Annotated in this window: 13 protein-coding genes and 1 tRNA gene; 9 read left to right on the plus strand and 5 right to left on the minus strand. The window is 60.2% G+C overall.

Annotated elements, in window-relative coordinates; all coding sequences use genetic code 11:
* The first annotated feature begins 16 nt into the window (after positions 1 to 16).
* The 9 genes from ASC46_RS18605 to ASC46_RS21380 all read left to right on the plus strand — a co-directional run bounded on the left by ASC46_RS18605 (position 17) and on the right by ASC46_RS21380 (position 20,479).
* Positions 17 to 93 (plus strand) — tRNA-Met (locus ASC46_RS18605).
* A gap of 366 nt (positions 94 to 459) precedes the next feature.
* On the plus strand, positions 460 to 5,724 hold the full coding sequence (locus tag ASC46_RS18610; RefSeq protein ID WP_055460801.1) for a DEAD/DEAH box helicase: 5,265 nt from the start codon (positions 460 to 462) through the stop codon (positions 5,722 to 5,724).
* Positions 5,725 to 5,735: 11 nt separating this feature from the next.
* Positions 5,736 to 7,577, plus strand: coding sequence for a DUF262 domain-containing protein (locus ASC46_RS18615; protein WP_072249587.1), 1,842 nt, complete (start codon positions 5,736 to 5,738; stop codon positions 7,575 to 7,577).
* The gene (locus tag ASC46_RS18620) at positions 7,574 to 10,438 is read left to right on the plus strand and encodes a helicase-related protein (protein ID WP_055460802.1); all 2,865 of its coding nucleotides are present in this window, start codon (positions 7,574 to 7,576) and stop codon (positions 10,436 to 10,438) included. The genes ASC46_RS18615 and ASC46_RS18620 overlap by 4 nt, the downstream gene beginning before the upstream one ends.
* Before the next feature lie 11 nt (positions 10,439 to 10,449).
* On the plus strand, positions 10,450 to 14,907 hold the full coding sequence (locus tag ASC46_RS18625; RefSeq protein ID WP_055460803.1) for an N-6 DNA methylase: 4,458 nt from the start codon (positions 10,450 to 10,452) through the stop codon (positions 14,905 to 14,907).
* Entirely contained in the window at positions 14,891 to 16,870 is a 1,980-nt protein-coding gene (locus tag ASC46_RS20985; protein WP_082464905.1) for a chromosome segregation protein SMC, read from the plus strand. Before ASC46_RS18625 ends, ASC46_RS20985 begins: the two co-directional genes overlap by 17 nt.
* A gap of 351 nt (positions 16,871 to 17,221) precedes the next feature.
* Positions 17,222 to 18,061 (plus strand): vWA domain-containing protein, encoded by an 840-nt coding sequence (locus ASC46_RS18635; RefSeq protein WP_055460805.1) that lies wholly within the window; start codon positions 17,222 to 17,224, stop codon positions 18,059 to 18,061.
* Between the two features lie 5 nt (positions 18,062 to 18,066).
* The gene (locus tag ASC46_RS20990; RefSeq protein ID WP_072249591.1) at positions 18,067 to 18,825 is read left to right on the plus strand and encodes a protein phosphatase 2C domain-containing protein; all 759 of its coding nucleotides are present in this window, start codon (positions 18,067 to 18,069) and stop codon (positions 18,823 to 18,825) included.
* Entirely contained in the window at positions 18,803 to 20,479 is a 1,677-nt protein-coding gene (locus tag ASC46_RS21380) for a serine/threonine-protein kinase (RefSeq protein ID WP_072249594.1), read from the plus strand. Before ASC46_RS20990 ends, ASC46_RS21380 begins: the two co-directional genes overlap by 23 nt.
* Positions 20,480 to 20,498: 19 nt before the next feature.
* On the opposite strand, the gene ASC46_RS18640 is transcribed toward ASC46_RS21380, so the two are convergent.
* The 5 genes from ASC46_RS18640 to ASC46_RS18655 form a co-directional block, all read right to left on the minus strand.
* Positions 20,499 to 20,786: a hypothetical protein gene (locus ASC46_RS18640; RefSeq protein WP_055460806.1), complete on the minus strand. Its 288-nt coding sequence runs from the start codon at positions 20,784 to 20,786 to the stop codon at positions 20,499 to 20,501.
* 130 nt (positions 20,787 to 20,916) lie between these two features.
* Positions 20,917 to 21,306, minus strand: a complete 390-nt coding sequence (locus ASC46_RS18645) for a hypothetical protein (protein WP_055460807.1) — start codon at positions 21,304 to 21,306, stop codon at positions 20,917 to 20,919.
* Complete coding sequence (locus tag ASC46_RS18650; RefSeq protein WP_055460808.1) at positions 21,306 to 21,548, minus strand: hypothetical protein; 243 nt, start codon at positions 21,546 to 21,548, stop codon at positions 21,306 to 21,308. Before ASC46_RS18650 ends, ASC46_RS18645 begins: the two co-directional genes overlap by 1 nt.
* A gap of 2 nt (positions 21,549 to 21,550) precedes the next feature.
* A complete protein-coding gene (locus ASC46_RS21385) occupies positions 21,551 to 21,712 on the minus strand; it encodes a hypothetical protein (protein WP_157672356.1) in 162 nt (53 codons plus the stop codon).
* Between the two features lie 9 nt (positions 21,713 to 21,721).
* Positions 21,722 to 22,192, minus strand: coding sequence for a hypothetical protein (locus ASC46_RS18655; protein WP_141659718.1), 471 nt, complete (start codon positions 22,190 to 22,192; stop codon positions 21,722 to 21,724).
* Positions 22,193 to 22,227 lie beyond the last annotated feature (35 nt).

The following is a 22,227-nucleotide window of genomic DNA, read 5'->3' on the forward strand; positions in this document are numbered from 1 at the left end:
ACGCCACCAAAATCGACGCGGGGTGGAGCAGCCCGGTAGCTCGTCAGGCTCATAACCTGAAGGTCGTAGGTTCAAATCCTACCCCCGCAACCAAATACGCCGCTAAGTCAAAGACTTAGCGGCGTTCGCATTTTTGATTGTGTTTGGAGCCTGCGGTCTGGAAGCACTGTGGAAGCAGGAGGGCAGGAAGTCCTAAGCAGATCAGCGAGTTGGCACGAAGGTAAAGACCAAAATCGCCGAGCATCACCGCTTCTCTCTACCCGCTTATCAATTCGCTACCGAGTGGAGGATCACTGCGGAGTGGAGATGTTGCGCGCCCCGAGCCCGAGGGTAGTCCGTAGGGGTTGCATGCGGGCCCTACTACACTGAAAAATGGGAACTGCTCGTCCGAGAGGCGCAAAAGGGGCCTGACCTCGTCATAAGCCGATCCGGACCGTGAGTTATGAGCGAGGGCGGGGGATGGACGTCTTTGAGTTTCGGGACCGGCTAATCGAGGACTACGAGCGCTTCTCGCGCAGCTTCACCCAGATCCGCGCCGACGACATTCACGACGCGGTCGAGTCTGCCTACCGGGCGGGGCGCTTCTGGCCTACGCCGCTCATCCAGATCAACCCCAATTTCGTAGCGGGCGGCACGATCGATGAATTGGTCGCAGCGGGGCTCCTTGACGCAGAGTGCGCGAAGATCTTTCGGATCAAGTCGGCCCAGGACAGCTTCGGCAAGCCGATGGTGCTCCACAGGCACCAGCGCGATGCGATCGAGGCGGCGCATCGAGGCGAGAGTTATGTACTCACGACCGGCACAGGCTCGGGCAAGTCGCTCAGCTACTTCATTCCCATTGTCGATGACGTGTTGAGGCGCAAGGGCGCGGGCGAGGCGCGTAAAGGCATCACGGCTATCGTCGTCTACCCGATGAACGCGCTCTGCAACAGCCAACGCGAAGAGCTCGAGAAGTTTCTGAAGCTGGGTTATGGCGAGGGCAAAGAGCCAGTCACCTTCGCGCGCTACACGGGCCAAGAGAGCAGTGAGGAGCGGGAGCGGATTGCCAAGAACCCGCCGGACATCCTTCTCACGAACTACGTCATGCTCGAACTGATCATGACGCGGTTTCTGCCCACCGACGTCGCGGTCCGCACTCACGCCGTGGGACTGCGGTTCCTGGTGCTGGACGAACTCCACACCTATCGCGGCCGCCAAGGCGCTGATGTCGCCATGCTGGTGCGCCGCGTCCGGGAGCGCTTCAACGACAAACTTCTCTGCATTGGGACCTCAGCCACCATGGCCTCGGAGGGCGATGCGAGGAGTCGGGCTCGCGTCGTCGCTGAGGTTGCCAGCCGGCTTTTTGGCGGCGAGGTCAAACCGGAGAACATTATCACCGAGACACTCGAACCTGTAACGGGGAGAGCGACGCCGATAGATCGTGGCTCGCTCGCCCGAGCGATTGCCGCTGGCGTGCCCGAGGCGCCGAGCCGGTCCGATCTTGCCGCCCACCCAGTTGCTGCCTGGATCGAGCGAAGGCTCGGACTCGAAGAGCGGGATGGCAAGCTCGTCCGTATCTCGCGCCCGCGAACAGTCGACGAAGCGGCCACGGTGCTCGCCGAAGAGAGCGGTGTTGACCATGATACGTGCCGATCGTTCCTCGCGCGCTTTCTGCTCAAAGCGTACGAGACCCGAGACGACAAGGGCCGCCCCTTCTTTGCTTTTCGTCTGCATCAGTTCGTCAGCGGCGCTTGGAATGTCTACACGACGCTGGAGGCCAAAGGTAGCCGGTTCATCACCCTCGACGGCCAGCAGTTCAAACCGGGCGATCGCGAGCGCGGCCTGTTCAATCTCTGCTTCTGCCGCGAATGTGGACAAGAATACCATCCGATCTGGGCCACGATGGAGGGCAAGCAGCCGAAAGTATTCAGTCCACGAGAGCTTACCGAGCGGTCAAATGACGACGAGGAGCTCCAGTACGGCTATCTTATGCCCGACACGGAGAGCATCTTCGACCCCAATGATCTTGAGGGGCACTATCCCGAGGATTGGCTGGAGTTCGATGACGACGGTGCGCGCCTCAAGCCCAACTACCGCCGCTACCGGCCGCTCCCGGTGCGCGTTGCACCGAGTGGTCAGATCGCGAGTGATGGGCTCACTGCCTGGTTTATCCCCGCCTCCTTCCGGTTCTGCCTGAACTGCGGCGTCGCCTATGACGGCAGCGTGCGCAGCGATTTGACCAAGCTCTCAGGATTGTCGAGCGAAGGACGCAGTTCTGCGACCACCGTGCTCACTATCTCCGCTCTCAAGTACCTTATCGGGACCGATCTCGCGGATCAGGCTAAGAAGATTCTTGGCTTCACCGATAATCGCCAGGACGCATCCCTGCAGGCCGGTCACTTCAATGATTTTGTGCAGATCCTATTGCTGCGCGGCGCGCTGCTGGCAGCAATCCGCAGCCAGGCGGAGCAGCAGCTCACCGACGATGTGCTCACTCACAAGGTCCTGGAGCATCTGCATCTGGAACCCGCTGATTACGCGGCTAACCCAGAAGCCAAAGGCATCAAGGCGCAGAACACGCTTAAGACACTGCGCGACGTGCTGGGTTATCGGCTCTATTTTGATCTTCAACGGGGCTGGCGCATCACCAATCCCAACCTTGAACAGGTCAAGCTACTTGCCATCGACTATCAGGACCTGAAGGAGTGCTGCGAGGACGAGACCGAGTGGCAGAAAGGACATCCGCTGCTTGGTTCGGCTACTCCTGAGCAACGTTATGCGATTGTTCACGACCTGCTCGACCGCATGCGCAAGGCCCTCTGCGTCAAGACCATCTATCTAGATCCCAATTTCCAGGAGCAGATCCGCAACCGCAGTTTTAACGAACTTAGGGAGCCCTGGGGGCTATCGGAGGACGAGCGTCTCTTCTCCCACGCCTACATGGTGCCACGCGCGCGACCTGGCGCCGATCGCTCAGAAGAGCGGACCGTACATATCTCCTGGCGATCGGTGTTCGGGCGACGTCTGCGGGCGCAGGCAAGCTGGGTCGGAAATCCCAATTTTCCCAGGAAATTCGACGAAGCCACCTACAACGCTGTCATCGACGATATTCTACGGGTGCTCACCACCTACGGCTATGTCGAGCCGACAGAGTTTGATCGCGGCCGATTCGGCTACCGAATCGACAGCTCGGTCCTCGCATGGCGTCTCGCCGGCGGTTTCGACGAGGAACGCGCCGGCTCGACCAACATCTTCTACCGAACGCTCTATGACAACGTCGCGAAGCTCTTGCAGAACTCCGATCGCTTCCTGCACCAGCTCGAGGCGCGCGAGCACACAGCACAGGTGGACAGCGATATCCGTGTGGACCGCGAAGCGCGCTTCAGGAAAGGTCTCGCACCTCAGCGGATTGTCGGGGCAGCTGTCGAGCCGGCTGGGCTGCCAGTGCTGTTCTGCTCGCCGACCATGGAGCTCGGCGTCGATATCTCGACCCTTAACACGGTCTACATGCGTAACGTGCCGCCGACGCCGGCGAACTACGCCCAGCGCAGCGGTCGCGCAGGCCGCAGCGGCCAACCCGCGTTAGTGATTACCTATTGCGCGGCGAAGTCGCCGCACGACCAGTACTTCTTCGCTGATCCAACGCGAATGGTGGCAGGTGCGGTCAATCCGCCGACCATCGATCTCGCCAATGAGGACTTGGTGAAGAGCCACCTTCACGCGGTGTGGCTTGCGGAGACGGGAAAAGAGCTCGGCTCCTCAGTTCGCGACGTCCTCGACTTGGAGAAGGCGGACGGCCTGCCGCTGCGCGAGGACATTGCGGCGGAGATTGCCAAGCCGACCGTGCGCGCTGCCGCAATGGCGCGAGGTGATCGCATCGTTGCCATGCTCAAGGTCGATCTCCAAGCTGCGCGCGCAGCCTGGCACACGGCGACCTGGCTCGAAAATGTGATGGCAGGCGCGCCGCTCAGATTCGACGAGGCCTTCCGACGCTGGCGTTCGCTTTATCGGGCGACGGCGAGCCAGATGAAACTCGCCAACGATATCCTGAACAATGCTGCAGCGACCGAACAGGACCGCCGCGAGGCTAAAGCGCGGTACGACGAGGCGTTTACGCAGCAGAGCCTGCTGCTCGACGCGCGCCCCACAATGAACTCCGATTTCTATACCTACCGCTACCTCGCTGCAGAGGGCTTCCTGCCAGGCTACAACTTCCCCCGTCTGCCGCTTATGGCATTCATCCCGGGGCGCAAGGAGAAGGTCGTCCGCGACGCTTTCCTGAGCCGGCCGCGCTTCCTCGGCCTGAGTGAGTTTGGACCTCAGTCGATCATCTACCACGAAGGCAGCACCTATCGCGTCAAGCGCGCTATCCTGACGATTCGCGACGAAGGTAGCATTACGGCTTCGGCTAAGCTGCCGCTCCAGGGTGCCCGGCTCTGTCCCGCCTGCGGTTACGGACACTTCGGAGACCAGCGCGAGTTCGAACGCTGCGTCAATTGCGGCCACAAGCTCGATGGTGGCCGCCGCATCTCCAACCTCTACCGGATCGAGCAGGTCTCGACTCGACGTGCGATGCGCATAACCTCGGACGAAGAGGAGCGCCAGCGCCAGGGCTACGAAATGATCACGACGCTGCGCTTTGCGGCGGAAAACGGCAAACCGCGCGTCGAGGCCGCGGCCTTCGCCGAAGGCGACGAAACGCTGCTTGATCTCCGCTATGGCCCGGCGGCGACGATCTGGCGGATCAATCTTGGCTGGCGCCGCCGCCAGGACAAATCGATCTACGGCTTCACCATCGACGTCAACACCGGCGAGTGGAGCAAGGACTCCCAAGCGCCTACGGACGCCGAGGACGACACTGTGCGCGAGGGCAAGACGGTCGAGCGCATCGCGCCCTTCGTCGAGGATACGCGCAATGTGCTCATCCTGAGTCCGAAGAAAGCGCTGCCCAAAGACGTAATGATTACCCTGCAGTATGCGCTCAAGCGCGGGATCGAACAGGAATTCCAGCTCGAAGAGGCCGAGCTCGCCGCCGAGCCTTTACCTGAACCCGAAACCAGGCGCGCCATCCTGTTCTACGAAGCAGCCGAAGGCGGCGCGGGCGTGCTGACCCGGCTTGCCAACGATGCTGAGGCCGTTCGGCGCGTGGCCCGGAGGGCGCTTGAGGTCTGCCATTACGGCTCGCTTTCGGGTAAGTGGGTAGACCATGGTGACCTAAGGGATGAGGACACAGAATGCGAGGCCGGCTGCTATCGCTGCCTGCTGAGCTACTACAACCAGCCCGAACATGGCGAGATCGATAGGCGGAATGAGACGGTGCTCGATCTCCTTTGTCGCCTCACACGGGCGAACCGGAGCGAGATCGAAATCCTTGCTCCTGGCGACAGCTTCGACCAGTTGATGAATGCCTCGATCTCCACACTCGAAAAGGATTGGCTGCGGTTTCTGAAGAATGGCGGCTACCACCTACCCGATCGGGCGCAGCCCTATCTCGATGCCTTCGGGACCTGCCCCGATTATGCGTACGGCGAGAAGCAAACACTCGTCTACATCGATGGCCCCCACCACGAGGGCAACTCCCAGAAGGCGCTGGACGACAGCATTACCTCGCGGCTCGAAGACGCGGGCTTCACTGTCATCCGGTTCACGACTGACAAGAAAGCCTGGCCGGAGATCCTGGCGCACTACGGATGGGTGTTCGGCGCGGGCTCGGGAAATGCGCCGGCAACTGGCGAGGCAAGCTGAGACTAAGAGACATGACGGAACAGACGATTCAGAGTCAGGACATCAAGATTGCCGATGTGTTTCAGGCCTTCTACGCGGTGCCGGACTATCAGCGCGAATACGTCTGGGAGACCGAGCAGGTCGAACAGCTCCTCACCGACATCAACGCGGAACTCGCCGACAACGATCCGACCGCAGCGCCGGAGTACTTCATCGGGAGCATCGTTGTCTGTCCTGGCGGCGACGGCGTCCTGGAACTGATCGACGGACAGCAGCGCATGACGACGCTGTTCCTAACGCTCTGCGCCATTCGCGACCGGCTTAAGGAGCTAGGGGAATCGCCCTCTGATGCACTTGGTCATCAAATCGCAGCTACTTCGGTCGACGCAACTGGTCGTGATCACTTTCGTTATCGGCTTGATCTCCAATACGACGATAGCGGTGACATCCTCGTGCACATCGCGAAGGGAACCCTCGATGGCGCCGACAGCGCAAGCACACGATCAATTGCCAATATCCGGAATGCCTACACAGTAGCGCTCGACTTTCTGAAGCGGGAATTCGGATACGACGTCGCAGCGCTGAGAGCTTTTTACGGCTATCTCATCAATAAGGTTAAGCTGATCCGCATCCAGACCAAGGATGTTGCGAAGGCGCTGAAGATTTTTGAGACCATTAATGATCGCGGCGTGGGTCTAGATTCGATGGACCTGCTGAAGAACCTGCTCTTCATGAAGGCGAGCCGTGACGCCTTCGAGAAGCTGAAAACCCTCTGGAAGGACCTGCAGGATACTATCTTCGAGATGGGCGAAAAACCCTTGCGATTCCTTCGCTACTTCATCTTCAGCCGCTACGACGTCGATGTCCTACGCGAAGATGAAATCTATGGCTGGTTTGCAAGAAACGAGAAGCTCTGTGGCTTCGCGGCCAATCCCCTTGATTTCGCCAAAGAACTATTGCGTGCAGCACAAGCCTATCGAAACTTCCTCCGCGGGTGCGATCAAGGCGGAAACAAGAACCGCCGCCTGGAGAATCTGAAACTGCTTGGGGGCAACGCCGCTCGCCAGCACCTAATCCTCATGCTAGCCGGTCGCCATTTGCCGAAAGATTTGTTCGATCAGCTCGCCCGCGAGGTAGAAGATCTGTTCTTCGTGTACGTGATCACGCGCGAGCCGACGCGCGACTTCGAGCGGAATTTCGCGCGGTGGGCTGTTGAGCTGCGGAAGATCACGAACGAGGTCGAGCTCGCAAAATTCATTGCTCGTCGCTTCGGACCCGCCAAAGCCGAGCTATCGGTACGGTTCGACGATGCTTTCCGGCGTCTCTATGTCGGCTCAGTGCAGCAGTACCGTCTCCGATACATCCTGGCGAAGCTCACCCAATACATCGACTTGCGCGCCTATGGCGAGACCGAAGGCACGAAATGGCTGAATCGCTATACCGGGGGCGGTTTTGAGATTGAGCACATCTTCCCGCAACAGCCCAGCAGCGAGGCTGCAGCCGAGTTTGGCACGTTCTCGGATCAATCCATTGCCAATCGTCTCGGCAACCTGGTCCTCGTCGAAAAATCCATTAACGCTTCACTTGGTAACCGACCCTATTCGCAGAAGCGAGACGTCTACCGTCAGTCGCAGCTTCTCCTAACCAAAGCTCTCGCGGAGCGGCCCAAGATCGGCGCGAACACCAAAATCGACATTGCGGTCGCGGATCTCGAGCCCTTCAGAGAGTGGAACGAAGCCGCCGTTATCAAGCGTCAGGATCTGCTCGCGACCCTGGCGAAATCCGTTTGGGCAGTAACACCAGCCCAAGCTGGACAAGGTCCTTCCGCTGCATGCCCGGCCGATAATGATGATCGTAAGGATAGAGAAAAATGACGGCATCGGTCGCTTACAGGCCAGGAGACTTGATCAAAGCAAGGGGGCGTGAATGGGTGGTGCTCCCCGAAACCCGTCCCGACCTTCTGCAGCTTCGCCCGCTGGGCGGAAGCGAGGACGATACCACCCTCGTCTATCTGCCGCTTGAACCCGAGTCCCCGGTCGCGGCTACCTTCGACTTGCCCGACCCTGCCAAGCCGGGCTCTCACGTTGCAGCGCTTCTCCTACGCGACGCGTTGCGTCTCAAGCTGCGCGCGGGCGCTGGCCCGTTCCGCGGTTTCGGCAACATCTCGGTCGAGCCGCGGGCCTACCAGCTCGTTCCGCTCCTGATGGCGCTCAAACTCGACACACTCCGCCTCCTCATTGCGGACGATGTCGGCATTGGCAAGACGATCGAAGCGGGCCTCATTGCCCGCGAAATGCTCGATCGCGGCGAAGTAGAGCGGCTGACTGTGATCTGTCCGCCGCATCTTTGCGAGCAGTGGCAGCAGGAACTCGCCTCGAAATTCAACATCGAGGCGGAGGTCGTGCGGACCGGAACGGCGAACCGGCTTGAACGCGGGCTAAGACCAGATGAGTCGATCTTCGAAGTCTATCCGTTCACGGTGGTGTCACTCGACTACATCAAGTCGGACCGCCGGCGGGCGGATTTTCTACGCGCCTGCCCAGAGTTCGTTATTGTCGACGAGGCGCATACCTGCGTTCAGGCGAATACTAGCACGCGCCACCAACGTTATCAGCTAATCAAGGGGCTGGCCGAAGCGAAGCCCGCTCGGCACATGCTGTTTCTCACCGCCACGCCGCATTCCGGCGACGATTCAGCGTTCCACAACCTCCTTGGCCTCATTCACCCTCGCTTTGCTGGTTTGAGCGAAATGCCCGAAGGCGAAGGGCGACGCCACCTGCGGGAGGAGCTTGCCAATCATTTGGTGCAGCGGCGACGCGGCGATATTGCCGAGTGGCGTGACACCGCTGGCTTTCCTGTGCGCGAGAGCCGGGAGGCAACTTACAGGCTAAGCGGCGACTGGGGCCGGCTCTTCGATGATGTCCTCGATTATGCCCGCGGCATGGTCCAGCGCGCTGAGGGAGGGACGAAGCTTGAGCAGCGTATGTCGTGGTGGGCAGCACTGGCGCTGCTCCGCTGCGTGTCGTCGAGCCCGGCAGCGGCGGCGCTTGCTCTACGCACTCGTCTCAAAGCAGTAGAGGGCGAGACCGAAAGCGAGCAGATGACCGAGCTTGATCAGGCAGCGAGCGAGACGGTCCTGGACGGCGCGGCCGACGACGCACTGACCCTGGATGAGACCGTTCCCGCCGGCACGGTCGAGTCGCCGGAGGATGGCGCAGTGCTCCGCAGGCTTATCGATCGGGCTGAAGCGCTGCGCGGTCCGAGAGTCGATCCCAAACTCGTCGTTGTCGCGGCTGAGGTGCAAAAGCTTCTCGCCGACGGGTTCAAGCCGGTCGTCTTCTGTCGCTACATCGCCACGGCCTATTATGTCGCGGACCAACTCAAGTCGCTCCTGCCGGCGGACAAGGCGCATGTCATCGCCGTCACCGGGGAACTCACCTCCGATCAAAGGGAAGAGCGGATCGAGGAACTTGGCGCGCTGGAGAATGGCTTAACACCGGTACTTGTCGCCACCGACTGCCTGTCAGAAGGCATCAACCTCCAGCGCTTTTTCGATGCCGTGGTCCACTACGACCTGACGTGGAACCCCACTCGGCACGAGCAGCGGGAGGGACGTGTCGACCGTTTCGGTCAAGCCTCGAAGGCCGTGCGCGCCCTCATGCTGTATGGCGAGAACAACCCCGTCGACGGCGCTGTGTTGAAAGTGATCCTGCGAAAGGCAGAGAAGATTCGCAAAGAGCTCGGCGTCGCCGTTCCGCTGCCAGTGGACAACACGAAGGTCATCGACGCCATTATGAAGGCAGTGCTGCTGCAGACAGGCAGGGTCGCCGAAGCGACGCGTCAGCTGACGTTCGACTTCGTGGGGACGGAGGCAGAGGTCGACAGTGCCTGGGAGACGGCGCGCGACAGGGTGACCCGCACCGTCTTTGCCCAACGGCGACTGCGGCCGGACGAGGTGCTGCCGGAGTGGCGCAAGGCGGTCGCGATTCTTGGTGGCGAGGACGATGTCGTCCGTTTCGTGTCAAGGGCGGTCGAGCGCCTCGGTGCCCCACTCGAGCCGCGACGCGACCATTATCGTCTTCCGCTTGATCACCTGCCCAGTGCGCTTCGGGACCGATTGGAAGGGATCGGGCTCAGGGGAACTCTCAAGATTGGCTTTGCGCATCCGGCGCCAAGCGGTGTCCTGCATATCCATCGCGCCCACCCGGTAGTCGCAACGTTAGCCGACTACATCGCCGAGAGCGCGCTAGAGGACGGAAATCCCGATTTTGGAGCGCGCTGCGGGGCCATTTTCACGGCCGGTGTCGAGGTGCGCACTATCATCTGTCTTCTTCGGCTGCGCCACCAGATCACCGTTGAATACCGTGATAAGGACGGCCGCCACGCTCTGACCAAATCGCTTCTGGCCGAGGAGTGTCTCGGTGTTGCCGTCCGCGGGATGGCAGCACCTGCCGTGTTGGACGAGGTCGATGCGCTGGCGCTTCTCTCGCTGGAACCCGGCCACAACATGGAGGACGGCCAGAAGACCCGCCTCGTCGCCCAGGCGATCGAAGCCATTCCACAGCTCGAGCCACAGTTCGACGCAATCGCGAGACGCCGCGCCGAGGAGCTGCTCGCCGACCATCGCCGGATCCGCGAAGCAAGCGACGCTCGCGGCGTCCGCTATTCGGTGAGCCCCGCCTTACCGGTCGACAAGATCGGCGTCTACGTGCTCATGCCGATGGCAAGGCTCTGAGAGTCTTGGCCATGGCACGCAATCGTAAGAGCTCCGGCTTCACAGGTCTGCGCATCGAAGGCGGCATCTTTCCTCCTGACTTTCTAAGCCTTGTTGCCGCACAGGAAGCAAAGCATCAGGCCGGCAACGATTACGGCTTGACGCGCTCGCTTACCCTCAAAGATGAACTCGCTCGCTATTGGCGGATTGCCAATGACCTTTATGCGGCCTACGTCGAACGTCGTGAACGTGCCAATCTCAACCTCACGAAGGTGGGCGTTGATGGCTGGCTCGTCCCACTTCTGAAGGAGGTCTTCGGTTTCGACGACCTCGTCCCAGCATCTCCGAAATCCGTGGGCGAAAGCACGTTTGCGATTACGCACTGCGCATTCGATGGCACCGTGCCAGTTCTGCTCACCACCCGAGACTTCGATCTTGATCGCGCCGATCCGCGTTTTGGCGATGAAGGCCGGCGGCGCGCGCCGCATAGCTGCATGCAGGAGCTCTTGAACGCGAGCGACGACACGCTTTGGGGCATCATTGCCAATGGCACCAGGCTCCGCTTCCTGCGCGACAACCCAAGCCTCACGCGGCCGACCTATATCGAGGCCGACCTCGATCTTATCTTCACCGAACAGCTCTACCCCGACTTTGCGGCGCTCTGGCTACTCGGCCATGCCTCACGCTTTAGACCCCACGACTGCAAACCTGCTTCTGCGATCATTGAGCGCTGGCGCGCCGAAGCGCACCAGACCGGCGAACGGGCGCTCGAACGTTTGCGCGAGGGTGTGACAGAGGCGCTGCGTCAGTTGGGCAACGGCTTCCTACAACACCCTGAAAACGAAAACCTGCGATCAGCGCTGTCGAAAGGCGAGATCACCCCCGAACGCTACTTTCAGGAGCTGCTGCGTCTCGTCTATCGGCTGCTGTTCCTGTTCACCGCGGAAGAGCGCAATCTGCTTCACGCACCGGAGGCCACCGACGAGCAGCGCGCCATCTACACCCAGGGCTACAGCCTTGCCCGCCTGCGCGACCGCGCGGGCAAGCGCCGACATTACGACAGGCACCACGATCTGTGGCAGGGGCTGGGAATCCTCTTCCGCTGTCTGTCACACGGGGCGCCAGCCCTTGGACTGCCTGCACTGGGCGGGCTTTTCGAGCGCACCCAATGCGCCAACGTCGACAGCGCTCTGATTTCAAACGCGAATCTTCTCGCAGCTACCCGGGCCGTTGCCAACTTCCCCACCAGCGCCGGACTGGCTCGCGTGAATTTTCGCGACATGGGGACCGAGGAGCTCGGCTCCGTCTACGAGAGCTTGCTCGAACTTCATCCGCGCATCGAGACCGAGACAATACCCTGGGTCTTTTCGTTTGTCGGCGGCAGCGGCGATCCCGATACGCGAGGGTCCGAACGCAAACTCTCGGGCTCGTATTACACCAGCGAGCCGCTGGTTCAGGAACTCATCAGCTCAGCGCTCGTCCCTCTTATCGAACGTGCTGTCCGCGACAACCGCTCTGATCCACGCAAGGCATTGCTCGATCTGCGGATCATCGACCCGGCCTGCGGATCGGGCCACTTTCTGCTCGCCGCCGCCCGCCGTATCGCCTACGAGGTTGCCCGCATCGAGGCCGGGTCCGACACGCCCGACGAGACGACGCGTCAGCACGCTCTGCGCGAGGTCGTGCAGCACTGCATCTATGGCGTGGACCGCAACCCGATGGCGGTGGAGCTCTGCCGCGCCGCGCTCTGGATCGAGACGATCGAGCCCGGCAAGCCGCTGAGCTTCCTCGACAGCCATATCCGTTGCGGTGACAGCCTAGTCGGGGTGTTCGACCTTTCCGTCCTGAGCGAAGGCATTCCCGACGAGGCCTATAAGGTCCTCGACGGAGACGACCGCGAAGTCGCCAACCACTACAGGGCCAAGAACCGCCGGGAAGTCGCCGAGCGTGAGCTGATCGAGGGCGGGTTCGGTCTCGCCCGTCAGCGCGATCTTGCGCAGGCGCTCACTGCGTTGGCCGACATGCCAGAGGAAACAGTTGAAGAGATCACCGCCAAGCGCGCCCGGTTCGAAGAACTCACCGCTCAAGGCGCGGCGGCCTGGATGCTGGAACGGGCCTGCGATCTGTGGACCTCGGCTTTCTTCGCCCGCAAAACGAGGGGCGGCCAGTTCGCCGGCCCCGACGGCCTGCCGCGCCGAGGCGCCGAAACGGTCGCTACCTCCGGCACGGTTTGGGAGCTTTTGCGCGGGCGGGAGCCTTTCGGCCCGCTTACCGGCGCGGTCGCCGCGCTGACTGGGCACTATCGCTTCTTCCACTGGCCGCTGGCCTTCGCCGACGTGATGGCACGCGGCGGCTTCGACCTGGTGCTGGGCAACCCGCCTTGGGAGACGATGAGCCCCGACAACAAGGAATTCTTCTCGACCTACGATCCGGTGGTCCGGGCCATGTCGAAGGACGAACAGGAAGCCGCCTTTGCGCGGCTGCTCGAAAATCCGATCATCGCCACGAAATATGCCGAGTATTGCCGCGACCTATACGCCGCCGTGCATTTCATTAAGTCGAGCGGCCGTTACCGGCTGTTCGCGCCCGGCAATCTCGGCAAGGGGGATTTCAACGTCTATCGCATGTTCATCGAAACCGCGCTCGCCGCCACCCGTCCCGAGAGAGTGGCTGCTCAGTTTGTGCCCGAAGGACTCTACAATGGAGCGAATGCCACCGCGATCCGGAACGAACTGTTCGACAATTTCCGCCTGACCAAGCTGGGCGGTTTCGAGAACACGAAGGAAATTTGGTTCAAGCGGGTCGATAGCCGTACAAAGTTCTGCCTCTACGTCGCGTGGAAGGGCGGTCGCACAGAACAGTTCGCCGCCGCCTTCCGCATCAACACGATGGAGCGGTTGCAGGATTTCGCCTCTGGCCAGACGCTTTCAATCCCCGTTTCTGTGGTGGCCGAGTTCTCGCCCGAAGCCAGGGCAGTGATGGAATTCGCCGCGCAGTCCGAGATCGATGTCTGCGCCAAGATGTACGGGCTCTACCCGAAGTTCGGGGCCGAGGTCGAGGGACTGCCTTATCGGCACTACATGGCGGAAGTTCATATGGGCAATGACCGTGCTCTGTTCTCCGAGGGTGACGAGGGCCTGCCGGTGTTCGAAGGGCGGATGATCGACGCCTACGACTATCGCGCCAAGGGTTACGTCTGCGGACGAGGGCGCTCAGCAGTGTGGGAGGATCTGCCCTTTGGCTTGCCCTCGAAGCGCATTCAGCCGCAATGGCGCATCCTGCCGGAGAACATCCCCGACAAGCTCATCGGGCGCATCGACCGGTACCGGATCGGTTTCGGCGATGTGGCCAGCCCAACGAACCAGCGTGGGCTATGCGCAGCCTTAATTCCACCAATGACGATCTGCGGTGACAAGGTTCCGACGATCATTCTTAGCACTGACGACAGGGACCATCTGCTCTGGCTCGGCGTAGCCAACTCGCTCGCGATGGACTACCTGGTGCGCAAGAAGGTCTCCTTAAAAATGTCCTACACAATCATGGACAGCCTTCCCTTCCCTCGGAATTTTCTTGCCACCCGTGCCTCTGCCGAAATCGCCCGCCGTGTCTGCGCGCTCTGTGCCGTCGGCCCCGAAATGGAAGCCTTCCGCGACTCGGCCGTCGAGGCGGGTATCTTGCCTTCGGTGGCCGACATTGTCGAAGACCCTGACCACCGCGCGGTGTTGGCAGCTGAGATCGACGTTCTGGTCGCCCGTGACGTCTATGGGTTAACGAAGGACGAGATGCTCTACATCCTCGATCCGGCAAACATCCTGGGCGAGGACTGCGGCATCGAGACCTTCAAGGCCCTGCGCAATCGCGAGATGCGGGAGTTTGGGGAGTATCGGACACAGAAGCTGGTTCTTGAGGCGTGGGACCGTCTCGTACGCGACGAGGTTGCCGCGCCTTCGCCGGCAATCCGGGTGGCGCCGCCAAACCCCGCGGTCGTCAATCTTGCCAGTTTGCCTGACGGCGTATGGGCTCGATTGGGAGCACCGCAATCAGGAGAAACCGGCGCTGTACTGACGGCAATTCTCAAAGCAATGGGGGGCCCGCATCCGATACGACAAGTCCGCCTAGCAGCCGCGCTGGTGCTTGAACCCCGGTTGCTGACGCCTCTGTTGTCCGATGACAGAGCCGCTCAATGGCGTCGCCTTGTTGGTTCCGAAGCCGATCCTCTAGCCGCCAACGTTGCCGCATTCACAATCCGCGTTAACGCTGCATGGGGAGCCGCTGTCCGAAACCACCGAGGGAATGGACGGCTGATCGAGGACAGTCAAATGGGGACATGGACTCCCGGGTCGGGTCTCGAAGCAATTGATACAACCGGCTGGCCGGATGGACGTGCTGCATTCGTGCTTGAAGCGCTGCGGACCATCGACCTAAGCCGGAGAATGGAAACATTGCCAGACGACGTGCAGCGGTGGATCGCCGATGCCGCAGCAGCATGACCTCTTAGCACCGCAGGGTCTCAAAATTACGCCGGCCTCAGGACTGACGGAGCCGCGGCTGTGGGTCAGACGTCTTGTCATATGGAGGGAGCCGGGTGGTGAGATCGTCCAAGATGTGACGCTCCGACCCGGTCTCAACATCATTTGGTCGCCCGATAGAGCGGATGGCGCTCCCACGACAGGTCTACAGCCTAGTATAGGCCATGGCGGCGGCAAGACGCTTTTCTGTCGATTGCTTCGATATTGCCTCGGCGAAAACCGCTTTGCCACGGAGGCACAGCGAGAACGAATCGGGTTGGCATTTCCAAATGGCATTGTTGGCGCTGAGGTCATGCTCGACGGAACGTGCTGGGCCATCGTCCGACCTCTCGGTATCCGCCGCCGTCACATGGCTGTTGCGCACGGAAAACTAGATGAGATCGCGGCCGGCGAGGGCGCTTCGACCGGACTTGAACCCTTCGTTGAGGCTGTCGATCAACGCATCATCACACCGAAGTTGCGCGAACTGATCAGTTCACGGGTAGATGGCCCAATCTGGCCGATAGCCCTCGCGTGGCTAACTCGAGATCAGGAATGCCGGTTCGACGACGTTCTAGATTGGCGTTCGCCGGCGTCGGATTCTGATTCGCCTATGCCGGCAAGTGGTCGAGAAAAGGGACCAAGGCTTGAGGCACTCCGTGCCTTCCTAATGGCGATCACAGCGGAGGAGCGGACAACGCGAGAAGAGGTTGAGCATCTGGAGGAGAGACGCCGCACCGCAGAACAGGAGACAGGCCACCGGCATTGGGCGATCGAAGGTGCCCAAGCGCGGCTGTTTGCAGCGCTCAGCCTGGCGGGCCAAGCCCTACCCGATATGCCGCTCTTAATCGATGTAATGCGCAGGTCAGCAAGCGAACGCGTTGCAGCGGCGGCCAAGCTTCCCGCCAGTGGTTCTGCCGAACTCGCCAAAACGCGAGAGTACTTAGAGGCTGCTCGGTCAGAATGGATGCGTCTCGACAGGGAACGCATTCGTATCGAAACCTCGATTCCGATCGAGGAGCGCGTTCTAAGCGAGATTCAGGGAGAATTGCCCGCTCTCTCGTTCTCGACGAGCGAAGCAGAGAGTCAAATCTGCCCCATATGTGAAGTTCCAATCGATCGAGTGCTAGCGGAGAAGTGCGGGCTCTCACACAAGCTGCATGACCCTGCGGAATGTCGCGCTCGCTGGGAGAAGCGAAAGCAAGATTTCGAAGAGCAGGGGAAAAAGCTGGACCTATTTCGCCAAGAACGGACGCAAAACCTTGAGCAGCTTGCGCTCGCTAAGCAGAACATGGATGAGCTTGCTCGACGTGTATCGAACATGGAAAGGACGCGGGATGCCAGAGAGGCGGCCTGGTACTCGGCTCGCCGAATCCAGGATGAAGTTGAGCGTCTCGCCGATCTTGTTGTGGCGCAGGATGCAGCGATAGCAGATCTGCGCCAACTAACCGCGGAACTTGAGAAAGAAAGAGAACGATTGGGAACATTCCGCGACAAGCAAGCGCGCGTGTTCGGCCGGATGAGCGAAAAATTCGACCCGATCATTCGACGTCTGGTTGGAAGTGATGCAAAGGGTTGGATTACGCTTTCAGGCGTCGGTCTTGATCTGACCGTCGATATGGGCGGAGATCGAACGACGGCGGCAATCGACTCGCTCAAAATTCTCGCTTTTGATTTGGCCGCTCTATGCCTCAGCATTGAAGGCGCAACGCACGTTCCTGCGTTTTTACTGCACGATAGTCCGAGAGAGGCCGATCTCGGCCTCAGTATCTACCACTTGCTTTTTCAACTTGCTGCCGAGTTAGAAGAGGAGGCAGGGCCACTCTTTCAGTATATCGTAACAACGACCACGCGTCCGCCTCCGCATTTGGCGAAGGAGCCATGGTTGCGCCTGACGCTGCGGGGCGCGCCAGCTCAAGAAAGATTGCTTGGTGTCGACCTTTAGCCATATCAAGTGTTCCAATGGTCGAATGTACCGAGCCGGTGTTGCTGCGTACCCCGACCTGATGCTCAACTGGCTTTCATGGCGACTTCGTACGCAAAGGCTGCTCCAATCGGTCGACTCGCCGTTCGATCGCGTTGAGTCGTTCGTCCTGTCGCGCGGTCTGCGCCACGACGTTCGCGAGCTGTTGAAGCGTTGACCGAAGCTCACTCCAACCGCCGCTGGATGAAAATGGGGGGCAACGTCAATCTGGCTCGGGTCGAGCATGGCACACTTGTCCTAGCTCGCGCAGCCCGTTATCAAATCAGCATGGGTACAATCGGAGGTAAGCATCTCCACGTGTAGGGGGGTCAAATGCCTTACTCGGCAGAAATAAGTCGGGACAATCCGACAAGCATTCTATTTGTCATCGACCAATCCGGATCAATGGATGAGAAGATGATGACTGGTAAATCGAAAGCTGAATTCGTTGCGGACGTCCTGAACAAAACCATCTATACGCTGGTTACGAACTGCACGAAGGCCGATGGGGTCCGTAATTACTTTGACATCGGGGTAATCGGGTATGGCGGAAGCGGCGTCGGTCCCGGTCTTGGCGGCGCACTTTCGGGTGCAGTCGTTCACCCGATCACCGCGCTTGCGAACTCGCCATTGCGCGTCGAGGATCGGACCCGGCTTGAGGATGATGGCGCAGGAGGCGTCCTTGAGCGCCGAATAAAGTTCCCCGTGTGGTTCGATCCCGTCAGTTCTGGTGGGACGCCGATGAGAGCAGCACTTACAAAGGCCGCAGAGGCTCTGGTCGGCTGGTGCGATTCTCATCCAAATAGCTACCCGCCGACAATTATCCATGTGACCGACGGCGCATCGACTGATGGCGATCCTGATAGCGTCGGATCGGCGCTCCGCCAAATCTCGACCGGGGATGGCGAGTGCCTGCTGTTCAATATCCACGTGTCCACGCAACAGGGCGAGACGATACAATTCCCCAATACGGACTCGGCGCTTCCCGACTCTTACGCCAAGCTCCTGTTTGGCATGTCGAGCGTGCTTCCTCCGCACGTTGCGAAGCTTGCCGCCGATAAAGGCTATCGTCTAGCCGAAGGGGCCAGAGGTTTCATGTTCAATGCCGATCCGAAGGACATAGCCAATTTCTTCGACATTGGAACACGGCCTAGGCTCACCGCCGATCGGTAGTTTAAATGCACGCCGAGAACGACGCTACTGCGCCGTTCCGTGTTCTGCGTGCCTTCTCAGTCGCCAAGCGGGAGGATGCACCGAACGAGGATCGATGGCGCGCCTCAAATGATGGTGCGATATGCGCTGTCAGCGATGGAGCGTCGATCTCGTTTGACTCGGCGCCGTGGGCGGAAGTGCTGACACGACGATTTGTCGAAAATCAGCAGGTGTCACGCGCGTGGCTTGAAGCGGCGGCGAAAGAATATCGGGCCGCATACGACCGCGACGCCATGCCTTGGATGCATCAGGCGGCTTTCGATCGCGGCAGCTTCGCCACTCTTCTTGGGATCGTATTTTCAAGAGATGGTGCGAGCGCTCGTGCATTTGCGGTCGGTGATTCGCTCTTGGCCTTTGTCGATTGCGGCGAGGTGATTCGCACGATTCCATATGTCAAGCCGGAGGAGTTCGACAACTCCCCTCAGCTTATCTCAACCTCCATGCTTGAGAATCGGTCGCTCGATGAAGGGGCTCTCGCTGACGCATGGCATGACCTAAATATCTCAGCCCATTCCGAACCGCTCTTCCTCCTTCTGACTGACGCAATTGGTCGATGGCTTCTGGATGGACCAAGCGGCGAGCGAATTTCGGTGCTGCTTGGCATCAAGGATGAACAGTCGTTTGCAACGTTCGTAGATAGGGAGCGGTCTGAAGGCCGCCTCAGGCGTGATGACACGACTATGGTTGTAGTTGGGTGTCGTGATGAGCTATCCCCAAATCATTGACTACAATGAGGCTGTGCAAGATCCTCGCAATGCCTTCCTTGATCCCGAGCTGAAGGCAGGCAAGGTCGCGGAGACACCGTTGGGATTGCCGCTTGCTCTCTCTGGCGGATTCGCGCTGACCTACACAGTCAACTCGGGGCCGAGAAAGTTTGCGGTTCGATGTTTCCACCGCGCGGTACCGGAAGCCCAGAGTCGGTATGCCGCGATTTCGGCGAAGCTTCGCGGGCTAGCCAGCCCATACTTCGTCAACTTCGATTTTCAGTCGCAAGGCATCCGGGTCCGGGGCAAGCCTTATCCCATCGTGAAAATGGATTGGGTTGAAGGTGATACACTCGGAATCCATCTCGATCGGACTGCTTCGAACGCTCCAGCGGTCGCCAGCTTGCGAAGAGCATTCAGCGATCTTGCCGCCTTTCTTGAGCGAAACGGGATCGCACATGGCGACATTCAGAACGAAAACGTCATAGTGGAGAATGGCGCGCTTCGGCTAATCGATTACGACGGCATGTTTGTTCCAGGGATGCAGGAAGGCCGTGGCACAGAGGTCGGCCACAAGCACTTTCAGCATCCAGGGCGCGAGCCAAAGCATTTTGGCTCCGGGATGGATCGCTTCTCGTTCATCGTTTTGGACGTGAGCCTGGAAGCGCTTCATGCAGATCCCGGTCTCCACCGTCGTTTCCGGGAGGGCGGACAGGCAATCATTTTCAAGGCGAACGATTTCGTTGACCCAGCCTCATCGGAGATATTCCGAGTCCTGAACGGGATGCCTGCGCTTCGCGAGAGCGCGAAGAAGTTCGCCGCCGTGTGTGGGGCATCCGTTTCGCACATTCCAACGCTCTCCGACTTCGTCGTGGGGCGGAATATTCCAATCGCGATAGTGCCGCCTGTTGGCGCGCCTAAACCTGTTCCCCCGCCGACCTACATCGGCGCGTTTGACGTGGTCGACGCAAAGGACTTCTCTGCGGTAATGCGACGCGTGGGCGACAAGATTGAACTTGTCGGCCAGATTGTCTCAGTAAAACACGGTGTCGGAAAGCGTGGACGAGGCCGGGGGCGGCCGTATGTGTTTATCAATTTTGGAATCTGGAACAGGGATAGCGTAAAGGTCACGATTTGGTCGGAAGGGCTCAGCAACATGAGTGCTCGCCCCACGGAGTCATGGACAGGCAAATGGATTAGCGTCACTGGACTTGTAGAGCCGCCCTATGAAGGGAAACACTATGGCAAGCCGTACCGCAACATCGGAATCACCGTCACTGCGGATAGCCAAATCGTTCATATTTCCGAAAACGAAGCCAAGTTCCGTCTCGGGCGCCTTTCGAAAATCTCGCGTGGTAAGCCGGACAGCAAGTCAAGAAACGCTGGAATCCTAGATGGAATTCGCGGCGGTGGTACGCACACAGCAACACCAGTTAGTCGTGGGGCGATGCCGGCTCCGTCGACGGCACCAATATCCCAATCGCCGAAGACAAAGAATGAACAGATCCTGAAAGGGCTGCAGACAGCCGGCGCTCAGACACAGGTAGGCGGGACACGATATTCACCACCTCGGAAATCCGCGCCATCGAGCCCAGGCCTGCTCGCCCGAATTCCCGGCTGGCTGTGGTTTGTTGGAGTCATCTTGCTGCTGATCCTGTTAACGCGCGGGCGCTAAACGGAACCGGTGATCTAGTTCACGGGTGTCTCGGCGAGCTCGTCTGTTCAAGGCGATCGACACGCCGCTCGATGGTATTGAGTCGCTCATCCTGTCGGGCAGTCTGCACTACGACACTTGCAAGCTGCTGCAGTGTTGACTCAATTTTGGCGACGCGCTGGTCGAGATTTTGCAGCTCGACTTTCATACCAAAGAATGCAGCCGTTCCCGCGACAATGAAACTGGCCGCGGTGAGGATGTGGCCATAGTTGATCGTGGGATCGAACAAGGGCTTGGACTGTTTGGATGCGTGTGTGTCGTCGGTCATGGGAAGCCTTGTTCTTGCTTGTCAAACCGGTCCCAACACGCCCCCGAGCGGAAGGCACGGGTACGGCGTGTGTTGTGGTTCTGAGGGGAAGGGCCAACCGCCAAAGCGCTGTGGCAGCGGGATAACAGGCTCACCGCCTGAAAATCCGCGCAACCTTCTCGATCGAGCGCCCGCCGACGTAGGCGGTGATGATGAGGCCGCTCCAGTCAGCGATCATGCCGGTGAGCGGATCGGTGCTGCCGAGCCCGAGCACCTTGTCCCAGACGATCACTTTCCAGAAGTAGATGATCACGGGCGCAGCGAGCAGCGGCCGGATGATGGCCGTGTACCATCGACCCTGTTCGGCGATGATGATGGCGGACGCCCGCTTTCGCGCCTCGATCTCAGCCTCGATTTCCTTGGCGGCGAGATCGGCCGCAATGCGGTCCTGGGTGTGGGCGGCGTCGAGTCTGGCCTTGTAGGCGCTAATCAGGCCGTTGATGACCGGGCCGCCCAGGAAACTTGCCAGCCACGCCCACATCAGTCGGCATCCTTCTTGAGCGTGCGCCGGCGCGCGAGCTCGGTCACGAGCGCAATCGCGATGATGTAGTAGGGCACGTACCTGGGATCGAGCAGGAGCTGGGTGTTCTCCCTGATCCCCGGCAGCTCGAAGAGGTCAGCCGTCGCTTCGAGGGCGGCGAACACGAGCCCGCCGAGCCCGACGATCCGCGCCCAGAGAATCGTGGCCGAGTGCTTGAACCATGCTTTGATACGCTCGCACATGGTCATCCCCCAGTGAAGCTCTTGATCTTGGCCTGGAGCGCGCGAGCCTTCTCGCGCAGCGAGGCGATCTCGGCCTCGACGCCGACGACCCAGGTGCGGATTCTCGGCCAAGTGAAGATCGCGGCGACGTAGCCTCCGATCAGTGCAGCGATGATCCAGAACATGCTCTCCTCCTATGCTGTCAGCGCCTTGATGGCGGCGATGATGTTGCGGTGGATGAGGGGGTCGTCGTCGATGCGGACATGCAGCTGGTTGCGGCGCTCAATCATGGCGCGCGCGTTCCAGTGCGCTTCGCTCTCGCCGTCGGCCGGCTTGACGACGCCGCGGCCAACGGGATCGACCTTCTGATAGGGGTTGTAGATGCGCCTGACGTTCAGCGAGACGCTGAGCGCAAACTGCGCAGCCGGATCGATGGCGGCGAGGTAATCGACCTCGATGTTTCTCTGCGCCAATCGCGTCGCGATCATGATCGCGGCGTTGGCGCCGAACGAGTGGCCATTGAGCGCAATCAGCCGGCCGGACTTGTGGGCGGCGACGCAGGCCTCGGTCAGGTTTACAACGTACTCGAACCCGAAGATGCCGTGATCGTCGGTGGTCGCACTGACGCCCGGGATCTCGTTCAACAGCCCGGTCAGCTTGACCATGCCGTTCGAGGGAAACCGCCCGAGGCCGCGGATAT

Origin of the sequence: Chelatococcus sambhunathii (genome assembly GCF_001418005.1) — a bacterium.
GTDB lineage: Bacteria > Pseudomonadota > Alphaproteobacteria > Rhizobiales > Beijerinckiaceae > Chelatococcus_A > Chelatococcus_A sambhunathii.

What these genes read in the sequence shown, in the direction of transcription:
- ASC46_RS18610 (WP_055460801.1), top strand. Translation starts at nt 460, where the DNA reads ATGGACGTCTTTGAGTTTCGGGACCGGCTAATCGAGGACTACGAGCGC.
- ASC46_RS18615 (WP_072249587.1), top strand. Translation starts at nt 5,736, where the DNA reads ATGACGGAACAGACGATTCAGAGTCAGGACATCAAGATTGCCGATGTG.
- ASC46_RS18620 (WP_055460802.1), top strand. Translation starts at nt 7,574, where the DNA reads ATGACGGCATCGGTCGCTTACAGGCCAGGAGACTTGATCAAAGCAAGG.
- ASC46_RS18625 (WP_055460803.1), top strand. Translation starts at nt 10,450, where the DNA reads ATGGCACGCAATCGTAAGAGCTCCGGCTTCACAGGTCTGCGCATCGAA.
- ASC46_RS20985 (WP_082464905.1), top strand. Translation starts at nt 14,891, where the DNA reads ATGCCGCAGCAGCATGACCTCTTAGCACCGCAGGGTCTCAAAATTACG.
- ASC46_RS18635 (WP_055460805.1), top strand. Translation starts at nt 17,222, where the DNA reads ATGCCTTACTCGGCAGAAATAAGTCGGGACAATCCGACAAGCATTCTA.
- ASC46_RS20990 (WP_072249591.1), top strand. Translation starts at nt 18,067, where the DNA reads ATGCACGCCGAGAACGACGCTACTGCGCCGTTCCGTGTTCTGCGTGCC.
- ASC46_RS21380 (WP_072249594.1), top strand. Translation starts at nt 18,803, where the DNA reads ATGAGCTATCCCCAAATCATTGACTACAATGAGGCTGTGCAAGATCCT.
- ASC46_RS18640 (WP_055460806.1), bottom strand. Translation starts at nt 20,786, where the DNA reads ATGACCGACGACACACACGCATCCAAACAGTCCAAGCCCTTGTTCGAT.
- ASC46_RS18645 (WP_055460807.1), bottom strand. Translation starts at nt 21,306, where the DNA reads ATGTGGGCGTGGCTGGCAAGTTTCCTGGGCGGCCCGGTCATCAACGGC.
- ASC46_RS18650 (WP_055460808.1), bottom strand. Translation starts at nt 21,548, where the DNA reads ATGTGCGAGCGTATCAAAGCATGGTTCAAGCACTCGGCCACGATTCTC.
- ASC46_RS21385 (WP_157672356.1), bottom strand. Translation starts at nt 21,712, where the DNA reads ATGTTCTGGATCATCGCTGCACTGATCGGAGGCTACGTCGCCGCGATC.
- ASC46_RS18655 (WP_141659718.1), bottom strand. Translation starts at nt 22,192, where the DNA reads ATGGTCAAGCTGACCGGGCTGTTGAACGAGATCCCGGGCGTCAGTGCG.